Annotated in this window: 18 protein-coding genes and 3 pseudogenes; 10 read left to right on the top strand and 11 right to left on the bottom strand. The window is 63.8% G+C overall.

Annotated features, from left to right (window positions below; translation table 11 throughout):
- Positions 1-73: 73 nt before the first annotated feature.
- Positions 74-1066, top strand: a complete 993-nt coding sequence (locus GOAMI_RS22805; protein WP_081598289.1) for an IS481 family transposase — start codon at positions 74-76, stop codon at positions 1064-1066.
- Here the strand turns inward: GOAMI_RS22805 and GOAMI_RS21635 are convergent.
- Positions 1061-2173: pseudogene (locus tag GOAMI_RS21635) on the bottom strand (IS110 family RNA-guided transposase); the annotation flags it as partial. The gene GOAMI_RS22805 and the pseudogene GOAMI_RS21635 sit on opposite strands and share 6 nt — an antisense overlap.
- 376 nt (positions 2174-2549) lie before the next feature.
- Positions 2550-2777, bottom strand: a complete 228-nt coding sequence (locus GOAMI_RS23125) for a hypothetical protein (protein ID WP_006438765.1) — start codon at positions 2775-2777, stop codon at positions 2550-2552.
- Between the two features lie 218 nt (positions 2778-2995).
- On the opposite strand from GOAMI_RS23125, the gene GOAMI_RS21645 reads away from it, so the two are divergent.
- Both GOAMI_RS21645 and GOAMI_RS21650 read left to right on the top strand, forming a co-directional pair.
- The gene (locus GOAMI_RS21645; protein ID WP_006438766.1) at positions 2996-3334 is read left to right on the top strand and encodes a hypothetical protein; all 339 of its coding nucleotides are present in this window, start codon (positions 2996-2998) and stop codon (positions 3332-3334) included.
- 35 nt (positions 3335-3369) lie between these two features.
- Complete coding sequence (locus tag GOAMI_RS21650) at positions 3370-3855, top strand: hypothetical protein (protein ID WP_006438767.1); 486 nt, start codon at positions 3370-3372, stop codon at positions 3853-3855.
- A gap of 33 nt (positions 3856-3888) precedes the next feature.
- Here GOAMI_RS21650 and GOAMI_RS22810 read toward each other — a convergent pair whose 3' ends face one another.
- From GOAMI_RS22810 to GOAMI_RS21670, 5 genes are all read right to left on the bottom strand, one after another.
- Positions 3889-4263, bottom strand: a complete 375-nt coding sequence (locus GOAMI_RS22810) for a Fic family protein (protein ID WP_006438768.1) — start codon at positions 4261-4263, stop codon at positions 3889-3891.
- 140 nt (positions 4264-4403) lie between these two features.
- Complete coding sequence (locus GOAMI_RS22815; protein WP_006438769.1) at positions 4404-4724, bottom strand: 2Fe-2S iron-sulfur cluster-binding protein; 321 nt, start codon at positions 4722-4724, stop codon at positions 4404-4406.
- 21 nt (positions 4725-4745) lie between these two features.
- Positions 4746-5126, bottom strand: a complete 381-nt coding sequence (locus GOAMI_RS21660) for an oxidoreductase C-terminal domain-containing protein (protein ID WP_024498990.1) — start codon at positions 5124-5126, stop codon at positions 4746-4748.
- A 153-nt stretch (positions 5127-5279) separates the two neighbouring features.
- A complete protein-coding gene (locus tag GOAMI_RS21665) occupies positions 5280-6542 on the bottom strand; it encodes a cytochrome P450 (protein ID WP_006438771.1) in 1263 nt (420 codons plus the stop codon).
- A 474-nt stretch (positions 6543-7016) separates the two neighbouring features.
- Positions 7017-8348 (bottom strand): sensor histidine kinase, encoded by a 1332-nt coding sequence (locus GOAMI_RS21670; protein ID WP_006438772.1) that lies wholly within the window; start codon positions 8346-8348, stop codon positions 7017-7019.
- Positions 8349-8383: 35 nt separating this feature from the next.
- Between GOAMI_RS21670 and GOAMI_RS21675 the strand changes: the two genes are divergently transcribed.
- The 5 genes and pseudogenes from GOAMI_RS21675 (at position 8384) to GOAMI_RS21695 (ending at position 14444) form a co-directional block, all read left to right on the top strand.
- Positions 8384-9082 carry a response regulator gene (locus GOAMI_RS21675; RefSeq protein WP_006438773.1) on the top strand — a complete coding sequence of 233 codons (699 nt, stop codon included), beginning with the start codon at positions 8384-8386 and terminating at the stop codon, positions 9080-9082.
- A 349-nt stretch (positions 9083-9431) separates the two neighbouring features.
- Positions 9432-10538: an NDMA-dependent alcohol dehydrogenase gene (locus tag GOAMI_RS21680; protein ID WP_006438774.1), complete on the top strand. Its 1107-nt coding sequence runs from the start codon at positions 9432-9434 to the stop codon at positions 10536-10538.
- A gap of 286 nt (positions 10539-10824) precedes the next feature.
- Positions 10825-12324: an aldehyde dehydrogenase family protein gene (locus GOAMI_RS21685; RefSeq protein ID WP_006438775.1), complete on the top strand. Its 1500-nt coding sequence runs from the start codon at positions 10825-10827 to the stop codon at positions 12322-12324.
- A 48-nt stretch (positions 12325-12372) separates the two neighbouring features.
- Positions 12373-12777, top strand: a complete 405-nt coding sequence (locus GOAMI_RS21690) for an SCP2 sterol-binding domain-containing protein (RefSeq protein WP_006438776.1) — start codon at positions 12373-12375, stop codon at positions 12775-12777.
- A gap of 34 nt (positions 12778-12811) precedes the next feature.
- Positions 12812-14444: pseudogene (locus GOAMI_RS21695) on the top strand (long-chain fatty acid--CoA ligase).
- Positions 14445-15313: 869 nt separating this feature from the next.
- Here the strand turns inward: GOAMI_RS21695 and GOAMI_RS21700 are convergent.
- Complete coding sequence (locus tag GOAMI_RS21700; protein WP_006438780.1) at positions 15314-15784, bottom strand: hypothetical protein; 471 nt, start codon at positions 15782-15784, stop codon at positions 15314-15316.
- A 661-nt stretch (positions 15785-16445) separates the two neighbouring features.
- On the opposite strand from GOAMI_RS21700, the gene GOAMI_RS23285 reads away from it, so the two are divergent.
- Positions 16446-16637, top strand: a complete 192-nt coding sequence (locus tag GOAMI_RS23285; protein WP_006438781.1) for a hypothetical protein — start codon at positions 16446-16448, stop codon at positions 16635-16637.
- On the opposite strand, the gene GOAMI_RS21710 is transcribed toward GOAMI_RS23285, so the two are convergent.
- Both GOAMI_RS21710 and GOAMI_RS21715 read right to left on the bottom strand, forming a co-directional pair.
- Positions 16634-16924 carry a type II toxin-antitoxin system RelE family toxin gene (locus GOAMI_RS21710; protein WP_006438782.1) on the bottom strand — a complete coding sequence of 97 codons (291 nt, stop codon included), beginning with the start codon at positions 16922-16924 and terminating at the stop codon, positions 16634-16636. The two genes, GOAMI_RS23285 and GOAMI_RS21710, sit on opposite strands and share 4 nt — an antisense overlap.
- On the bottom strand, positions 16921-17196 hold the full coding sequence (locus GOAMI_RS21715; protein WP_006438783.1) for a type II toxin-antitoxin system Phd/YefM family antitoxin: 276 nt from the start codon (positions 17194-17196) through the stop codon (positions 16921-16923). Before GOAMI_RS21715 ends, GOAMI_RS21710 begins: the two co-directional genes overlap by 4 nt.
- A gap of 506 nt (positions 17197-17702) precedes the next feature.
- On the opposite strand from GOAMI_RS21715, the gene GOAMI_RS23255 reads away from it, so the two are divergent.
- Positions 17703-17963 (top strand): DUF5313 family protein, encoded by a 261-nt coding sequence (locus tag GOAMI_RS23255; protein WP_232513111.1) that lies wholly within the window; start codon positions 17703-17705, stop codon positions 17961-17963.
- On the opposite strand, the pseudogene GOAMI_RS21720 reads toward GOAMI_RS23255, so the two are convergent.
- Positions 17885-18858 (bottom strand): annotated as a pseudogene (locus tag GOAMI_RS21720) (IS256 family transposase); the annotation flags it as partial. The gene GOAMI_RS23255 and the pseudogene GOAMI_RS21720 overlap by 79 nt on opposite strands.

Consider the following 18858-nt stretch of genomic DNA (forward strand, 5'->3'; position numbering starts at 1 on the left):
CGGGATGACATGACGAAGACCTCCGAGGAAGTGCGAACTGCCTAGGTAAGCACCGCTCAACTCGGAGGTCTTCGTGTCCCACCGTAACGCCCCACTGACCGAACTGGGTCGCCTACGTCTTGCTCGACGTGTCGTGGAGGATGGTTGGTCGATTCGCCGTGCCGCTGAACGCTTTCAGGTCGCCCCGACCACCGCCCAACGCTGGGCCCGCCGCTACCGCGAACACGGGCCGGCCGGGATGGTCGATTGCAGCAGCCGCCCGCATTGCAGCCCCAATCGCACACCGACCCGCACCGAACGACGCATCATCAAAGTCCGCGTCCTACGCCGCTGGGGACCAGCCCGAATCGCCTACCTACTCGGTCTGAACCCTTCCACTGTGCACCGGGTGCTGTCCCGCTACGGCCTGGCTCGTTTGCGCTGGCTGGACCGTCCGACCGGGCGCGTGATCCGCCGTATTACCGCTGATCAGCCGGGTGAGTTGGTGCATGTCGACGTCAAGAAACTCGGCAAGATCCCTGCCGGCGGTGGCTGGCGCAAACTCGGCCGCACCGCCGGACGCCGTAACAGCCGAGCCGACAAGAGCAGCGGCAAGCAGAACAAGTACCGCAACCCCGTGCGCGGCTATCACTTCCTGCACACCGCCATCGATGCCCACTCACGGTTGGCGTACTCGGAGATCCTGACCGATGAACGCAAAGAGACCGCCGCTCAGTTCTGGCTGCGCGCCCAGCAGTGGTTCGCCGAGTGCGGTATCGAGGTGCGGAAAGTGTTGACCGACAACGGTTCCTGCTACAAGTCGCATGTATTCGCCGGCGCGCTCGGGCCATCGATCATCCACCGTCGAACCCGGCCGTATCGGCCGCAAACCAACGGCAAGGTCGAACGGTTTCACCGCACCCTGGCCGACGAATGGGCCTACGACCGGCTCTACACCAGCGATACCGAACGCTGCGCACAGTTCCCGATCTGGCTGCATCACTACAATCACCACCGCGGTCACACAGCACTCGGAGGACAACCACCAGCCAGCCGCGTACCCAACCTCTCGGGTCAGTACAGCTAGCGCGATGAGCGCGTGGACGTGGGAACGTTTCTCGCGTCGTTTGCGCTGGTAGAACTCCCGAGATGGGCCGTCGCGTTGGGAGCTGTTAAGCGCGGCCATGTAGAACACCTTCCGTAGCCCTCGGTGGTAGCGCTGGGGTCTGCGCAGGGTGCCACGACGGTTTCCGGAGTCGTGCGGTACTGGAGCAAGACCGGCGTAGGCGGCGAGTTTGGCGGCCGAGCCGAACGAAGTGAGGTCGCCACCGGTGATCGCGACTACTTCGGCGCCGCTTCGGGTGCCGATGCCTGGCACGGATTCGAGAATCCGTGCGTGACGGTGGCGGCGGAACACCTCGGTGATCTGTTTGTCCAGCTCGGCAATCTGACGAGTGAGCGCCATCAGGGAGGCCGCTGCCTGCTGCAGCAGCAGTGCCGTGGTCGCCTCGCCAGGCAGGGTGACGGTCTGCGCGGCCACCGCGACACGCGCCTTGGTGATCATCTTCGGGATCGTCGGGCGGCGGACGCCGTGACCGCGGAGGTGATCGTAAATCTCCTCGTCGGAGGCCACAGCGATCGCCGCCGGTGTGGCGAAGCGGGTGAGGAACGCCAGACCGGTCAGTGTCGAGTAGTCGAAACACCGTTCTAGTGCAGGGAAGATGCGGGTCAGTAGACCGCGCAGGCGGTTGATGCCTCGGGTACGTTCAGCGACGAGCTCGTTGCGATGTCCGGTCAGCAGATCGAGTTCGATCGCGACGTCGTCGGGCACGGTAATCGTCGCGAGATCGCCACGTAGGCGGACTGTCTGGGCGATCACGACCGCGTCGCGGGCATCGGTCTTACCTTCGCCGGCGAAGGCGCCGGTCATGCTGTGCACGACCCGGCCGGGCACATAGCGGATGTGCTGGCGCCGTGCGGCCAGCACACCCCGCAGCAGCGCGGACTCCGGTGCAGTCATGTCGATCGCCCACACCACCAATTTCATGTCAGCGACCCGGTCTACGAGCGCTTCGATCGCCGGCTGATCGTTGGGAAGCCGCCGAGACCACAGCACCACTCCCGCCTCGTCGACCGCGGCGGCGTGGTGCTCATGTCGACCGACATCGATTCCTACCCAGACGGTTTCGTCCATACTGCCCCTTCCGTATGCGTCTGGCTCGTCAGGGCGGTTTCGCCGGCACACCTTTACACAGCGACACGCTCGCGAACACATCTCAATCAGCGGCCGAAACAACCCGTCACGGCCCAGGGTGGCCTTCCCCGCCGAGCCACCAAGGGCAACAGGTAATTGTCGAGCCACGCCCCGAACCGCGGACGAGCGCCCAGGGCGACCGCCCCGGACGTACTCCAACGTAAAGGTGATTGTGCGGGAGCGACGCGGGTTCGGTAGGGCTTGGTGTCGCGGCAGCTCTAGTAGTTGCAGTTTTTGTCCGCCATGCTCTTCACATGGCTTTTCACCTGGGGAGATTGGCTTAGGTTTGTGCTAATGCCTCTCATCATTGCCGGAGTTACCGCGATTGTTGCGACCCGGAACGCCAAAAAGACACCGCACGAACGTTTGAAGAATCTGGTTGATATTCACAAGAACATGCCTGCAGATCTAGATTCGAGAAATGCTCCGTCGCCGACCGCAGCGCTTGCGGGTTGGCGAACCGCTGTTCGAGATCGGTGCGTTCCTTGATCGTGGCGCGGACCTGCTTGAGCAGTCGCTGCAACTCTTCGGCGTCTTCGGCCATGCGATCCCCTCCACTGCGCCCGATCAGGTCAACTGTTCCGGGGCGATGATGCCCCCCCCCCCCGGGTGTGACAGTGCGACCCGCATTGCAGCGCCCCTCGACCCCGCGATTTTAGTGCGCCGTGGCCCTCACACTGCTCACTCCGAACGGCAGTGACGGGCGGCGGCTGGCCGGTACGGTTCCGGCATGGCAGCCCAACGTCGACGCCCAGTGCCGAGATGAGCAAGGCCCGTCGCTCACCGTGGCTTGACGACCGCGCGGCCCTGCTCGTCAAACTGCTCGCTGACCGACACGGACTGACCGTCAGCGAGGACGTCGCCCGCCAGGACATCTCCGACGACGTGGACCACGTAGCTCGCCTCATGCGCATCGGCCGCCAAGCTGCCAAGGTCTACCTGACCGACGACGCGATCATCACCACCCCCGACCGGATCGCCGCGGCAGTCGCCGAGCACCAGGGCGCCAGCATCGTCGCGGCCGCGGGCCGAGAAGGTATCGCCGACGTCGGCCGCCCGGGCCTCGTCGACCTCGATACCGAACGCCGCCGGCGCCGCTGACACCGAACTGCTCGACGAATGCACCAGGAGCTGCCGTGACCACTGAACCGATCGATCTGGACGCCTTCACCGGGTGGGTGCCGTTCGCCACGCTGCCCACCGCCGACGTCCCCACCGAGCCCGGCGTCTACGTCATCGTGCGACCGACCGACGATCCCCCCGCATTCCTCGACGCCTCCCCCGCCGGCCACTTCAAGGGCAAAGACCCCACCGAGCCCGTCGCCGATCTGCAGGCGCTGTGGGTGCCCGGCACCCGCATCGTCTACATCGGTAAGGCCAATGCGGGTAGCGCCGGACGCCGCGGGCTGCGTAAACGGCTCGACGAATTCCGCCGGTTCGGCGCCGGTGAACCGGTCGGCCACTCCGGGGGCCGACGGATATGGCAGCTGGCCGACCACGCCGGCCTCCTCGTCGGATGGCGCGTCACCGACGACGCCGAGGCGGCCGCGACCGAAACAGACATGATCGTCCGGTTCCGCGCCCACCACGGAATGCGCCCATTCGCCAACATGCGCAACTGAATTCGATGACCCGGGGCCGATGACCGAATCGCCTCAAGGCTCCTGCGTGTCGAACTGCTCAACCCCGACGAACGCCGCGAGGTCCGTCACATCCCGATGCACGTCGAACGCACGCAGCAGCCCGATGTAGTGCTGCTTGTCCAGATCCCAGTCGTACTGCTCCACGGTGGGGTCTTGGGCCGCGGCGAACACGAGGTCAGCGAGAAGCCTTGTTGTGCGGCCGTTTCCGTCAACGAAGGGGTGTATGCGAACCGTCTCGGCATGGACCGCGATCCCCAACTGGCGGGGAGTCCAGTCGTCGGTGTGCTCCCACCGCCAGGCAATGGAGTCGAGCGTGTTGCGCAACTCGACGGCGATGAGTTCGGGAGCGACCCCGATGTTGAGTTCGAGCTGACGCGCCCGCCCCACTGCCAGATCGGCCCGAATAACTGCGTGTGGAGATCACGGATGAAGTAGTCGCCGAGAAGCTCGTCGAGCGGCAACGAACCGTCCAATCAGGGAGGGACTGTCTCGATAACGTGTGTAGCTGCGGTCTCGGGTCGGGGTAGCTAGTGTTGTGCAGCTGGTGTCCGTACGAGGATGCCATCCAAAGTCGGGCAGATTCTGATTTGGCAGCCGAGTCGGGATGTGTGGTCTACGCCATCACAGAATTCCAGCATTGACACCTCTTGGTCGCTGCTGGGCGGCAGTTTGTCCAACCAGTCTGCATCGACGTGCACATGGCATGTCGCGCATGCGCACTCCCCGCCGCAGTCCCCGTCGATGCCTGGCACGTTGTTATTGACGGCGATTTCCATCAGTGACATGCCGTCTTCGGCGTCAACGCAGCGGCTCGTACCGGTGTAGTCGATGTAGGTGATCTTCGGCATTTCGATTCCTTTATCAGTGGGTTAGAGGGAGGTTGGGGATGTTGCGCGGGTGGGGGCTTTGACCGCCGCCGCAAGGGCTGTGAGGGGGAGGCTCTCGTCGGCGAGTTGCGTCGGGTCTACCTCTGCGCGTTCGGCGATAAGGGTTTTCGACGCCATGAATTCGCGCGGCCGGTTGATTGCATCGACGGCCAGCAGTTTCCCGGCGCGCAGGTAGAAGGCTGCAAACGATGCTGAGGCCGGATCACCCCGGATGATCACGTCGTCGTAGCCTTCGTTGACGCCGGCCGTCTGTAGTTTGATGTTGTACTGGTCTGACCAGAACCAGGGGACTTGACGGAACGGCTCGTCTCTGCCGAGGATCGCTGCGGCGGCCGTTTTGGCCTGTTCGATGGCGTTGTGCACCGACTCGAGGTGAATTGGTCGGCCGTATATGGGGCTCGGGTACTGGGTGCAGTCACCAGCTGCGTAGATGCTAGGTGCGCTTGTCTGGCAACTGTGCGCCAGCCTGGCCGGCACCGACCACCACAACGGCTTCGGTCACGCAGGTGTGGATCATCAGGCGTTGATGCGCACGGGCAGCGATTCGTAGCCCTTGACGAACGGTGAGAGCACGCGGGTCGGTTCTTGAAGAACTTGGATCTGCAGTGGGTCCGGCCACCGTTTGAGGATTTCTTCCCACAGGATGTTGAGCTGTAGTTCGGCGAGTCTGTTGCCGACGCAGCGGTGGATGCCGAACCCGAAGGACAAGTGCTGGCGGGGCTTGGCGCGATCGATGATGAATGTGTCGGGATTGTCGATGGCCTCGGGGTCCCGGTTGCCGGACACGTACCACATCACGACTTTGTCGCCCTGGCGGATGTGCTTGCCGCCGAACTCGATGTCTTCCAGTGCGGTACGACGCATGTGCGAAAGAGGTGTTTGCCACCGGATGATCTCCGACACCATAGAGCTGATCAACGCCGGGTTGGCGGACAGTTTGCGGTATTCGTCGGGAAATTCGTTCAGGGCCAACACACCGCCCGTCATCGAGTTGCGGGTGGTGTCGTTGCCGCCGACGATCAGCAGCACGACGTTTCCCAGATATTCCTCGGGCGCCATGTGTCGTGTTGACTCCGAATGGGCCATCATCGAGATGAGATCGTTCTTGGGTTCGGCATTCACGCGCTGGTTCCACAGCTCGGTGAAATACGTCGCGCACTCCATCAGCTCGGCCATGCGCTGTTCTTCAGAATCGATGATCCCGCCACCGGGCAACGCCGTGGTGACGTCCGACCAGCGCGTCAACTTGGCGCGGTCGTCCCAGGGAAAATCGAACAGCGTCGCCAGCATCTTGGTGGTCAAGTCGATCGACACCCGATGCACCCAGTCGAACTCTTCATTGATCGGCAATCCGTCGAGGAGGTCCGCGGTGCGCTGGCGAATCACCGATTCCATGGTGGCAAGGTTTTCGGGCGCCACGATGGGGCTCACGGTCTTTCGCTGGACATCGTGTTTCGGTGGATCCATGGCGATGAACATGGGAAGCGATGCTGCGGCGTTGTCGTCCATGATGGTGATGCCGCCACTTTTAGCCTCCGACGAGAACACCTTCGGGTTGGTCTCGACTGCCATGATGTCGCGGTACTTGGTCACCGACCAGTAGGGGCCGAACATGCTGCTCTTGCAGTAGTGAACCGGATCCTCTTCGCGCAGGCGTTTGAAATAGGGATGCCAGGTGTTGTCCCGGAACAGCACGGGATTGCTCACATCGATGTCCTCCAAGGCCATCCCGTACGCTGCGTTCGTCGCGTCGCTGGCGGCAACCGTCATTTCGGTCATGTTGGTCCCTTCTCAACCTGGTGCTCTACAGAAAAATGGGCGCATGAGCGGAAACATATCTCGCCCCAACCGTTTTGCGCGCCGAGCCGTTCCACCTCGACGTGCACCCCGCGCGGCCTAATGTGACCCTCAACACGATCAAGAGTGATAGGTGGCGAGGCCGACGACAAGTGGCCCGCGGGCCACGTCATGACCCCTGCGGGCCACGTCTGGAAGAGGCCGGATGCGGACGTGAGCCGCACCGGACGTTCGAGCTACCGCCGATCGGCGAAGTTCCTGCCGGGCAATCCGGTGCACACGCAGACGGGCTGGAGCCGATTCGTCATGCTGCGCCGGACGTTGCGAATCGAGATTGCGATGGTGACTGCCGCCCCTTTCGTTCCCATGATCGATCACGCCAGCGTGGGCCAGTGGGCTGCGTGCCGTTGGCGGCGCCGACAACTGGCCGACGAGGCCCGCGGAAAGTTGTCCGGACTACCAGCGCGGAGCGGGGGGCGGGTCTGGTTGCGGCGCGGTGATGAGCGGAACACGGAAGGTCGCGACGAGCCCACCACCAGCGCGAGCGGCGAAATTCACCCGACCGCCCATTGCGTCGGTGATCTGCTGCACAATCCACAGTCCCAGACCGGCGGTGCCGCGCTGACCGCCGGCACTGACGTACTTTGCTGTCAGCTCTCCCAGATCCTCGTCGGGGATTCCGGGGCCACGGTCGGCGACGGCGATGACGAGGTCGTTGCCGTGTCGACTGCACGTGACGTCGACCGGGGCGCCGCGGCCGTGGCGGGCCGCGTTTTCGAGCAGGTTGGTCAGCACCCGACGCAATCCCTGGGCGTTGATCGCGACAGCACTCAGGTCGGCGGTCATCGCAAGCTGTAGGCGTGGCGCAGTGAGGCCTACCGCATCGGCTGCTGCGGTGACGATATCCGCGACGTCGACTTGGCGTACCCTGCCCCCAGAAAAGGTGGGGCGTCGGCTCAGCGCGACGTCGGAGAGTGCGTCGAGCATGTCGACGACATGGCGGGTGTGCCGGCTGGCCAGCTGCAGGCTGGTGCTGCGGTCGGCGTCCGTCATCGGTGAGATGCCGGCCAGTGCATCGAGCAGTGCCTCCAGCGAGGCGATGGGGGTGCGGAACTCGTGCACCAGCACCTGCAGCCCGTCCTGTTGGGACTGGTAAGAGGTGAGCAGCCGTGAGCGCAGATCGCGTTCCTCCTCGGCCGCGGCGTGCTGGGTCTCGGCTTCGACCAGAGCGCGCAGTCTGGAGCGGTGTTCGCGCTCCGCCAAAGTGGACAGGCCCGCGGTGAGAACCGCCGCGAACAACAGATACAGCGCCCACCAGCTGGCCTGGGCCCAAGGGCTGAGCGCCGTTGCTGGCGTCGATGAAGAGGGCACGATCACAGCGGTGTACGCCAGACCCAAAAGCGTCGATAACAGCAGAGTCTCGATGAATGACAGCCGGGCCGCCGATGCGATAACGACCAGGGGAAGTACCGCCACCACCGGGCTATGCGGTCCACCGGTGACGGCGATCCAGGCAAGGGTGATGGCACTGTCAGCCAGGGCGACCGCCCAGGAGTACCGGGTGCGGCGCGCCTCGAATTTCGGGTTGGCCAGCAGCACCATTGCGTACACCGTCGCCGCAATCAGAATGCCCACAGCCGCGGGCACGTGCTGGCGAACCCAGGCGGGTCCCACAAGCACCAGCACCCCGACTGACGCCACTACCGCCATCCGGACTGCCACCACAACGCGGGCCAGTCCGTATTCGTCACCGTCGACAAATGCGGTGACCCGGTTATGCAGTCTCATCGACCTTATCCTGGGGTGCGGCTAACATCGTAACAATGAAGCCTAGCGGCGGCCGGAAGGGGATCGTCGTGGCTATCGTCGATGACCACGAACTGTTTGCGCAGGGACTAGCCTTGCTGCTCACCCGCGAATGGGGGGACGTCTTCACCGTGGGGGGCCAAACCAGCTATGTCGAGGAGGCGGCCGACCTCGTCGCGGACTGCGCCGCTGACGTCGCGATCGTTGATCTGACCATGCCCCCGCTGGGAGGACTGGCTGCGATCCGCCACATCAAGGGCCGTAGCCCCACGACCCGGATCCTCGCGCTGTCGGGCACCGATGATCTCGACCTGGCCGAAGAAGCGTTGCGTGCCGGAGCCGACGGCTTCCTGCCCAAGACCGCACGGCCCGAAGCGCTGGCAGGTCCTCTGTGGACGATCGCCGAAGGCATGCGGGTTGTCGATGGCGCCGTCCTCGATGACCTCCTGACCCAGACCCGCCGACCCCCAAGTGAAGTGCTAGAGCATTTGTCCGATCAGGACCTGAAGTTGTGGACGTTGCTGGCGGCAGGGCTGGAGAACGCGGAGATGGCCGACCGATTGCTGGTCTCGGAACGAACCGCCAAGCGCATGGTGGCCACGCTGCTAAATAAGCTTGGCGTAAGTAACCGGATCAGCGCTGCTGCCTTGGCGGGCAAGTTCGGGTTGCTAGACATCAGCGATGTCCAGGCTCGGCGCCTGGCCCGTTCGCCCTAACTTTAGTTGCGTTAGTGAGCGACGCGAATCTGGTCGCATGCAGCTGACTCTGGAAGCCAAATAGCGTGACGCCGCCATTGCTGCGGCTCAAGGCCAGCGGGATCGGCGAGAGTCTTCCGTATCTGTGACACCTGCCTGCCAGTCGCGCAGCACTCCCCCGGGCGGCGGGGACCCTCTCCCTGCCTGCTTGGCCCTGGCGTCGCCCGTGCGGCGGCGCCGTGCAAGGCTGCGCGAGGCGTGCTCGATCTGCGTGGCACTCGTGGGCCACTGATGGCACGGGTGGCCCTGGTGTGTGCGCCACGTCGTTGTGATGATGGGCACACAACATTCAACATGTGAGGAATCAATAGTGAAGACGAAGGCTGCGGTTCTGTGGGGCCAGAACGAGAAGTGGCAGGTGGAGCAGATCGACTTGGATCCGCCCGGTGAGGGCGAGGTGCTCGTCAAGTTGGCCGCCAGCGGTCTATGCCATTCCGACGAGCACCTCGTTACTGGCGACCTTCCCTTTCCATACCCTCTGGTGGGCGGGCATGAGGGCGCTGGCGTTGTCGAAGCGGTGGGACCCAATGTCGCCGATATCGCCGAGGGCGATCATGTCGTGATGATGTTCTTGCCCGCTTGCGGGCGATGCTCCTACTGTGCCCGCGGCATCGGGAACCTCTGCGACTCCGGCGCCGCGGTGATGCTGGGACCGCAACTCGACGGAACCTACCGTTTTCACGCGCGGGGCGAAGACGTCGGTCAAATGTGTTTGCTCGGAACGTTTTCGGAGTACACCGTCGTTCCTGCCGCGTCGGTGGTCAAGATCGATGACGATATTCCCCTGCATACCGCTGCATTGGTGGGGTGCGGGGTAACCACCGGTTTCGGCAGTGCAGTGCGTACCGGCGAGGTGCGGGCGGGAGACGCCGTCGTGGTCATCGGGGCCGGCGGCATCGGCATGAACGCGATCCAGGGAGCGCGCATCGCCGGTGCCCGCATGATTATGGTGGTGGACCCTGTTGAGTTCAAGCGCGCCAAGTCTTATGAGTTCGGTGCCACGCATACCGCCTCATCGATCGATGAGGCGTGGAACGCGATCAGCGACTTGACCCGCGGCAGGCTTGCCGATGTCTGCATCGTCACCACCGGTGTCGCTGAGGGCGCCGAGGTGGGCCCAGAACTGAGTCTCATCGGTAAGCGGGGTCGTGTCGTGGTCACCGCGATCGGACACCCGGAGGAAACCACTATCACGACAAACCTTCTTGAGCTGACTTTGTATGAAAAGCAGATCCGTGGATCGCTATTCGGCTCATCCAACGGCCAGCACGATATTCCGCGGTTGCTGGAGCTCTACGCTCTCGGCCAATTGAAGCTCGATGAGCTCATTACCACCGAGTACGACCTGGAGGACATCAATCAGGGTTATGAGGACATGCGGTCGGGCAGAAATATCCGCGGCGTCATCCGCTATTGAGTGGGCCTTCGGACGGTCACCTAGCCGTTCGCGAGACGAGGATTCGGGAATGGTTCGCGCGCTGAGCCCGGGAAACGTAGCGGCTCCAGGAGACTCGTGCGCAACACATGGACACCGCTGGCGAAGAGTCGGTGACCAAGACCTGCCGTATCGACGTCTTTTTCCGGGGAACGTAGTCGGACAATCCCGGCCGTGACCATGTTAGACCCGAGGCCGGTGAGTCATCACCGGACACTGCACAGAGCGCCCACCTACAACAAACATGCAGGCAAACAAAGGAATTGTGATGACCACGCTATCAATCGACATACCTGAGACGCTGCAAACGTTTTTGCGTGGTGCGTCGGCGAGCATCGTCATCGGGGCGGACAAGCTTGGGGCCGCCGACGGAGCCGAGGCTGTGACCACCGATCCGGCGACCGGCGCCGTATTGGCCACCATCGCAGCGGGTGGTCCGATCGACGTGGCGCGGGCGGTCGACGCGGCGAGCGAGGCATTTGAACACTGGCGTCGCCTGAGCCCGGCCGCCCGCGGCCGGATACTGCTCGACGTCGCCGACGCGATCGAGGCGCATGCCGAGGAACTCGCCACTCTCGAGACGCTCGACAACGGCAAACCGCTGACGGAATCGTTGTACATCGATATCGGATTGGTCAGTCAAATCTGGCGCTACTTCGGTGGCTGGACAACCAAACTTGGCGGCCAGACCCTGCCCGTCTCACCACCGGTGGGCGAGGCACTGGTGTATACGCAACGGGAACCGCTGGGCGTCATCGGCGCGATCGCGCCGTGGAACTTTCCGCTGCTGATCGCGTCGTGGAAGGTGGCGCCCGCCCTGGCCGCCGGCAACACGGTCGTGCTCAAGCCGTCAGAGCACACCTCGCTGACCGCATTGCGGCTGATCGAGATCGCTCTCGAGGCAGGACTACCTCCGGGTGTGCTCAACATGGTCACCGGGCTCGGTTCTTCCGCCGGCCAGGCCCTCATCGAAGACCCCCGGGTGGCCAAAGTGTCGTTCACCGGCTCGACGGAAACCGGTCGCCGGATAATCACCGCCAGCGCACCCAGCATCAAGAAACTCACCCTGGAACTGGGTGGCAAATCAGCCAACATTGTCTTCCCGGATGCCGACCTCAAAGCCGCGGCCCAGGGGGCACTGGCCGCCATCTTCCTCAACCAAGGGCAGGTGTGTTGTGCAGGGTCGCGCCTGTTCGTTCACCGCGACGTGCGTGACGAACTGCTCGCCGAGCTGGAGACCGCGACCCGGGCGATCGAGCTCGGTCACGGCCTCGATGACAGCACCGAGATGGGGCCCCTGGTCTCAGCCACCCAGCGCGACCGCGTTGAAGGTTTCCTGCGCGCCGGCACCCAGGAAGGCGCCACCCTGCTCTGCGGCGGCCAGCGACCCGGCGGCGCACTGAGTCACGGCCACTTCTTGACGCCGGCCATGTTCACCGACGTCGACGACGCCATGACGATCGCCACCGAGGAGATCTTCGGGCCGGTGCTGTCGGTGTTGACCTTCGACGACGAAGCCGAGGCGGTGCGCCGGGCCAATGCCAGCGCGTACGGACTGGCAGCGGGGGTGTGGACCGACGACCTCAAACGCGCGCACCGAGTGGCCAGGGAGCTTCAGGCTGGCACTGTGTGGGTCAACTTGTACAACGTCTTGGACCCCGCGGCACCGTTCGGTGGCTACAAGGCGTCCGGATACGGGCGCGATCTTGGCGAGGAGTCCCTGCTCGGCTTTACCCAAACCAAGTCCGTGTGGATCGGCTTGGACTAGCCCGGATCTTCCAGCTTTGGCGATCAACGACACGAAAGGATCACCGCCATGGGCGTTTTCACTGACGAGGCAGAGGTGCACAAATACATCGGCGGGGTGTTCGAGAAGGGCCTAGCAGATCCCGACATCGGGCCCAAGCTGTCCGCCTCGGGTGTTGTGCTGCAAATCAACTACACCGATCCCGAGGCGATTGTGACGGTGGACCTTCCCAACGCGACAGTGCTCGCCGGCGCCACCGACATCACACCCGATGTCGAGTTGTTCATGTCGGCAGACACCGGCAACCGATTCTGGCAGGGCAAAGTGAACCTGTCGCTGGCCATGGCCAAGGGACAGGTCCGCGCCAAGGGCCCGGTGCAGAAAGTCATCAAGCTCGTCCCCACCGCCAAACTGCTCTTTCCCACCTACACCGCGATGCTGGCCGCCGACGGCCGCAGCGACCTCGAACTGTGAACGTCGACATGGCTTGTGGCGGGCGGAATCGCTGATGCACTCCACCATGCAGGCCGCTCCGCTGTCGGTCGCCTCGATCCTGGCGCATGCTAGCGGCGTACACGGCGCCAAGCAGGTGATCAGCGCCACCGAACAGGGCCTTCGCGCTGCAAACTACCTGCAGATCGGCCAGCGGTCGGCCCAACTGGCCTTGGGCGCTGCGACGTCTCGGTGTGACCGGCGACGACCGCGTCGCCACGTTCCAGTGGAACAACCAGGAACACCTGGAAGCCTATTGCGTGGTACCCGCCATGGGTGCTGTCCTGCACACGATCAATATCCGACTCTCGGCCGATCAAATCCGCTACGTGGTCAACCACGCCGAAGACACGGTCATCATCGTCGACGCGTCCCTGACGCCACTGCTGGCCCCGCTGTTGGCGGATGCGCCCTCGGTGCGGGCGGTGGTGGTCACTGGCGGCGGCGATGCTGTCGAGCTGCTGCGCGGCAACGGGCCCGAAGTAGCCCATTACGACGAGCTGCTCGCCGCTGAGGGTGACGAGTTCCCTTGGCCTACAGTCGAAGAAACCTCCGCAGCGGCAATGTGTTACACCAGCGGCACCACCGGCGACCCCAAAGGGGTGGTGTACAGCCACCGATCCTTATACCTGCATTCGATGGCCGCATGCACCACAAACGGGCTGGGCGTCGGCGAGGGCGATCGCGTCTTCCCGATCGTGCCGATGTTCCACGCCAACGCATGAGGGCTGCCCTACGCAGCGCTGATGGCAGGGGCCGACCTGCTGATGCCCGACCGATTCCTGCAGGCCGACGCGATCAGCCGGATGGTGCACGAGCAGCGCCCGACCATAGCGGGCGCCGTACCGACAATCTGGAATGACGTCCTCTCCCATACGGGACGCGTCGGCACCTGCGACTTCTCATCGCTGCGGCTGGTGGTCTGTGGCGGCTCCGCGGTGCCGCGCGCCTTGATAGAGGCATTCGAGGAGCGCCTGGGCGTCACGGTGTTGCAGGCCTGGGGAATGACCGAAACCTCGCCGCTGGCCGCCATCGCACGCCCGTCGGCAACGGCACCGCCCGAGCGGGCACAGGAGATGCGAACGACCCAAGGCCGCCCCGTGTGCGGAGTCCAGATGCGTCTCGTCGCCGATGACGGTTCAGTGCTGCCGCACGACGGTCAAGCGGTGGGGGAACTGGAAGTCCGCGGGCCCTGGGTAACAGGCGCGTACTACCAGGGTGCCGACGACGACAAATTCCACGACGGCTGGTTGCGCACTGGGGATGTCGGGCGCATCGACGCCGACGGCTTTCTGACTTTGACCGACCGTGCCAAGGATGTCATCAAATCCGGCGGCGAATGGATTTCATCGGTGCAACTAGAGAACATCCTGACCGGGCACCCAGCCGTGTTCGAGGCGGCGGTAATCGGCGTGCCCGACCCAAAATGGCAGGAACGCCCCCTCGCTGCGGTCGTGCTGCAGGATGGACTCCACATTGCGCCCCAAGAGATCAAATCCTGGCTGGCCCAACAGGTTCCACGATGGTGGCTTCCCGAACAGTGGACGTTCATCGAGCAGATTCCCCGCACCAGTGTAGGGAAGTTCGACAAGAAGCTGCTGCGCGCCTACCATGCGGACGGCAAGCTCAGCATCACCACGGTGCGGTGACTGCTAACTGCAGCGTTGACGCGCGACCATTTTCGTCCCCCTTTGCAGGATGACTACGATGATCTGGCAATTGCGCAGCATCCATCGCCGTTAGGCCGCTGACACAGCCACGCACGGCGATCACCGCGTCAGCGACAGCGACGCGCCGTCAACATCGCCTGATCGTTGGCGGGGCTGTGGATGCGACCGTCGACGCCGGAGAGATCCCGCCGGCCCGGCACCGGCGCCGGCTGCTGACACCGCGGCGCCAGACCCCGGTGTGATCCCGATCGAGCACGCCTCACCGTGACCGACGGCGCGCATCCGCTGTCGCCCGCCCCGACCAAGCGAAAGGACCGACCGTGATGGCCACCGGCAGGGGGCTGTCCCCGGCAAGACCTCTGCCGGGCCCGCGCCGTCGAGCCGGCCGTACGCCACCAGCAGCGCCGAACTCAACCACCCCTATGTGCCAGGTGAGTCGGCCGCCGATCAGAAGCAGGCGGCCGAAGGGTGGCGCTGGATTCTGCTGACTGCGGCGGCGGTAGCCGGCGTCCTGGGCTACACGAAGGTCTGGCCCGCCGCCCAACAGTTCCTGATCCGGCCGTCCCCGGCTCGCGACTACCTGCTGCCTGCGTCACCAGACCCGGTGTACGTCATCGCCGGAGCAGGTGTCGGCTGGTTCTGGGTCCTGTTCATCGCCGCCCCGATCGCCCTCGCGACCCTGGCCGCGCTGTGGTGGGCGGCGCTGAGCTTGACGAACCGCCGGGCGCGCTCCGGGCACATGGGACAGAAGCAGGGGTGCTTCGACGACGAGGGGCCGTCGCGACGTCGACACCCCCGGATGCCAGTGGCGCCCGGGGGTGTTGAGGTCTGGGGTTTGGTGTCGGGAACTACGGGATTTGGACGTAGTAGGAGACGCCTTTGTTCAGGTTGGGGTGGGTGGTGAAGGACATGAGGTTGATGCCCTCTCCGACTCCGCGAAGGTTCACGCGGACCGGTGCTTGCGGTCGCGGGCCGAGGTCCATCGGTATGATTTTCTCGCGGTACTGGATGCCTGACCAGTAACCGATCGCGACGTTGATTTTGCAGGAGGGGTTGCGTCCCCAGGCGGGTTGGTTGCCGGTGAATCCGCGTGAGGTGAGGGAGATGGTGGCCTGGCCTCGTTTGGCGGGGTTGGTGTCGATTCCGACGTGGATGGCTCCGTGGCAGAAGGCGTTGTTTCCCATGACCCAGATGTCGTCTCCGAGGACGCCGAGTCGTGGTGCCGGGGCTGCCGATGCCGTCAAGGGAACTGCCAGTAGCAGTGTCGACAGTGCGGCGACGGTGACCAGAGCCCGAGTGGTGATCGTCTTCATTGTCATGTGTCGCCACACTACTGTAGGTGCCCGACGTCGATGGTCTTGCGAGCAGCAACTTGCGCGGGTGCTGTGACCCTTTGCGCTGTAACCTTTTTGGATCACGCCGTGATTGTGCTTGTGTCCGAGCTGTCTGGCGGTTGTCGAGCGGCATTACTCGGATGGGTGGGGATTGGAAACGGGTCTATTGGGGAGGCAGGGGGATTCGACGGTATGGGTACATCTGAGGTCCGATGTGTTGTTCCTGCGGCGGAGGTCGGCCATACGACGGTGTTTGAGTTTCCTTATCGGACCGGCGGAACCGTGGTGAGGTCCACGTTGCGTATTCGCTGGGAAGACGACCAGTCGGCGGGGCTGTGCACGGCGTGGTGGGCGTCGTTCAGTCGCCCGCCGTGGCGACTCGACGGCGATCTTCCGGGGCTGGTTCCGGTGGAGGCCTTAGCGGAAACTGTGGCCGGCGAGCATCGAGCGGCAGAGGAACCGACGGGATTACTCAACCGGCTGAGGACGCGGGTCTGAGTCGAGATCTGACAGGTCTAGCGGTCGATGTAGAGGCGTGCTGCGTGGCGTTTGGCGGCGGCTTGGTGTTCTTCGGCAGCGCGGAGCGTGTCGCGGAGCGATGCGAGGGCTTCGGTGATGCTAGCGATCGCTTCGGCGGGCGTGGTCGGTGCGCCGAGGTGTCGACGGCAAGATCGTCGCGTTGGGCGAGGTCACGGTAATCGCGCTCGATGTCGAGCGCCTGGCGTTGCAGAGCGATGATGGGGTCGTAGAGCTGGTCGATAGCCTGATCGAGCGTGTTCCCGGGGTCGTTCACGACATTCTCTCCTTCGTCCAGGTATGCATTGCCACAGTCAGTTAGGTGCGATAGGCGTGGGCACGGTGGTCGATTCTGACGACAACGATGGTGTGGTTCGGGTCGTCGATGCGGAGCAGGACGCGGTAGTCGCCGCGTCGGGCGCTGTGGAGGCCGGCGAGGTCGTTGCGCAGCGGCTTGCTGAGCCGGTGCGGGTTACCAGCGAGAGGTCCGGAGATGAATTCGATGACGGCGTGGACGATCCGGGATGGAAGGCGTTGAAGGTCGCGGCGAGCTGGGGATGCGACCTCGACCCGGTACGGGGCGGGCGAGTCTGTCGGAGCGTCGCTCATTTCGGCGGCATGCCGTGTTCGGCGCGCAGGTCGTCGATGGAGACGGTGTGGCCGGCGGCGTACTCGGCGTCGGCGGTAGCGACGTCGTCGCGGACACCGGCACGTGAGAGCCAGTAGATCGTCTCGTGCAGCGATTCGAGATCGTCGGCCGACATCAGTACCGCGGCGGGTTTGCCGTGCTTGGTGATCGTGATGATGTCGTGCGTGGTTTCGGCGCTGTCGACCAGCGCGGAGAGCTTGTCCTTGGCTTCACCCAGTGGCACTGTCGTCATGCCGTCCAGTGTAGCCGTTAAACTGGCCTGGCGATAGCCAGACTTTTAGACGATAATAGTAATTATGACATTTCCGCAGGTGGGGTGTCATGCCATGCCTTCGCTTCCGCCCAGCGGCGGCCCTGGCCTCAGTGTCAGATGACATCACATCGGAGACTTTTGTCGCCCAGTTGAGACCCGATGACGGCTACCTAAGATTACGAACCCGCCGACCTTGCAGACCAAACGCGCCGACTCCTGCGTCACATCGACTGTCAACCAGATTCGATTGGCGCTACCGACAGACATCTCGGTCATCGCCAGCGGCGGCGGCTGCCCCTACCTTCTGCAGGAGTTCGGCAAAGCGATCTGGAACGTCGCCGCCGCGGAGGCTGGCGCGCCCGTCGCGCTTCCGTGGTCACCACCGATACGTCGAGCGGGACCCGAAATGTCATCATCACCAGATGACGAAGCCATCTTTCCGTCAATGGTTGTGGTACAACCTGGGTGGTCGACTACCCGACGACATGCAGGATTGGGTTCTTCATGACCTAACAGGACCAGGGGCCGACGCAAGATACTTAATGCGTTGGACAATTCCTGTCCTCCCCTTACTTCTATTGTTCTTGTTAGTGCCAGGACCCCTATGGGTATCTATCCTTATGATGATATACATACTCATACCGCTGATTTACTTCACAATCGCCCTGGCCAGCCACAACAGTTTGCGGACCGCGATGTCGTTGGGGAAATGGCCGCGGTTCTTGATGACCTTGCGCAGCTGGTAGTTCAATGACTCGATCGAGTTCGTGGTGTAGATGACTTTGCGCAGCTCGGGAGGGAACGCCAGGAACGGGATGAACCGATCCCACGCGCGGTCGAATGCCAGTGCCGCACTCGGATATTTAACTCCCAGCTCTGAGTCCCGGAAAGCCTCCCACTCACGCCGAGCGGTCTCGGCATCGGGGGCGGTGTAGATCGGTTTGATCGCCCGGGCCACGTCTTTGCGGTCTTTGTAGTTGACGAACCGCATCGAGTTACGGATCAGATGCACCACACAGGTTTGCACGGTGGCCAGCGGCCAGGTCGCCTCGATTGCCTCGGGGAATCCGGTGAGCCCATCGCAGCACACGATCAGCACGTCCTTGACGCCGCGGTTGGCCAGATTCGCACACACCCCGGCCCAGAACTTGGCGCCTTCTTCGGCCTGTATCCAGATGCCCAGCACATGCTTGATGCCGGCCATGTCGACGCCAATAGCGATGTGGGCGTGCTTGTTTCGGACGTGGGCGCCGTCTTTGACCTTCACCACCAGCGCGTCGAGGTAGATGACGGGATACAACGGCTCCAGCGGCCGGTTCTGCCATTCGTCGACCGCGTCGAGGACCTCGTCGCAGATCTTGGAGATCGTCTCGTGCGAGAGATCGGTGCCGATCGTGGAGGCCAAATGGTGTTGGATATCGCGCAACGTCATGCCGCCGGCGTACAGCGAGATGATGATGTCATCGAGACCGCCCAGACGGCGGGAGCCCTTCGGGACCAGCCGCGGGGTGAACGTCCCGTCACGGTCACGAGGAATGTTCAGCTCGACCGGCCCAGCCTCAGAGGCCACCGTTTTCGGGCTCGACCCGTTGCGGGCGTTGGGCAACTCCCGACCGGCCGGATCACCCTTGGCATAGCCGA

Origin of the sequence: Gordonia amicalis NBRC 100051 = JCM 11271 (assembly GCF_000332995.1) — a bacterium.
GTDB classification, from domain to species: domain Bacteria; phylum Actinomycetota; class Actinomycetes; order Mycobacteriales; family Mycobacteriaceae; genus Gordonia; species Gordonia amicalis.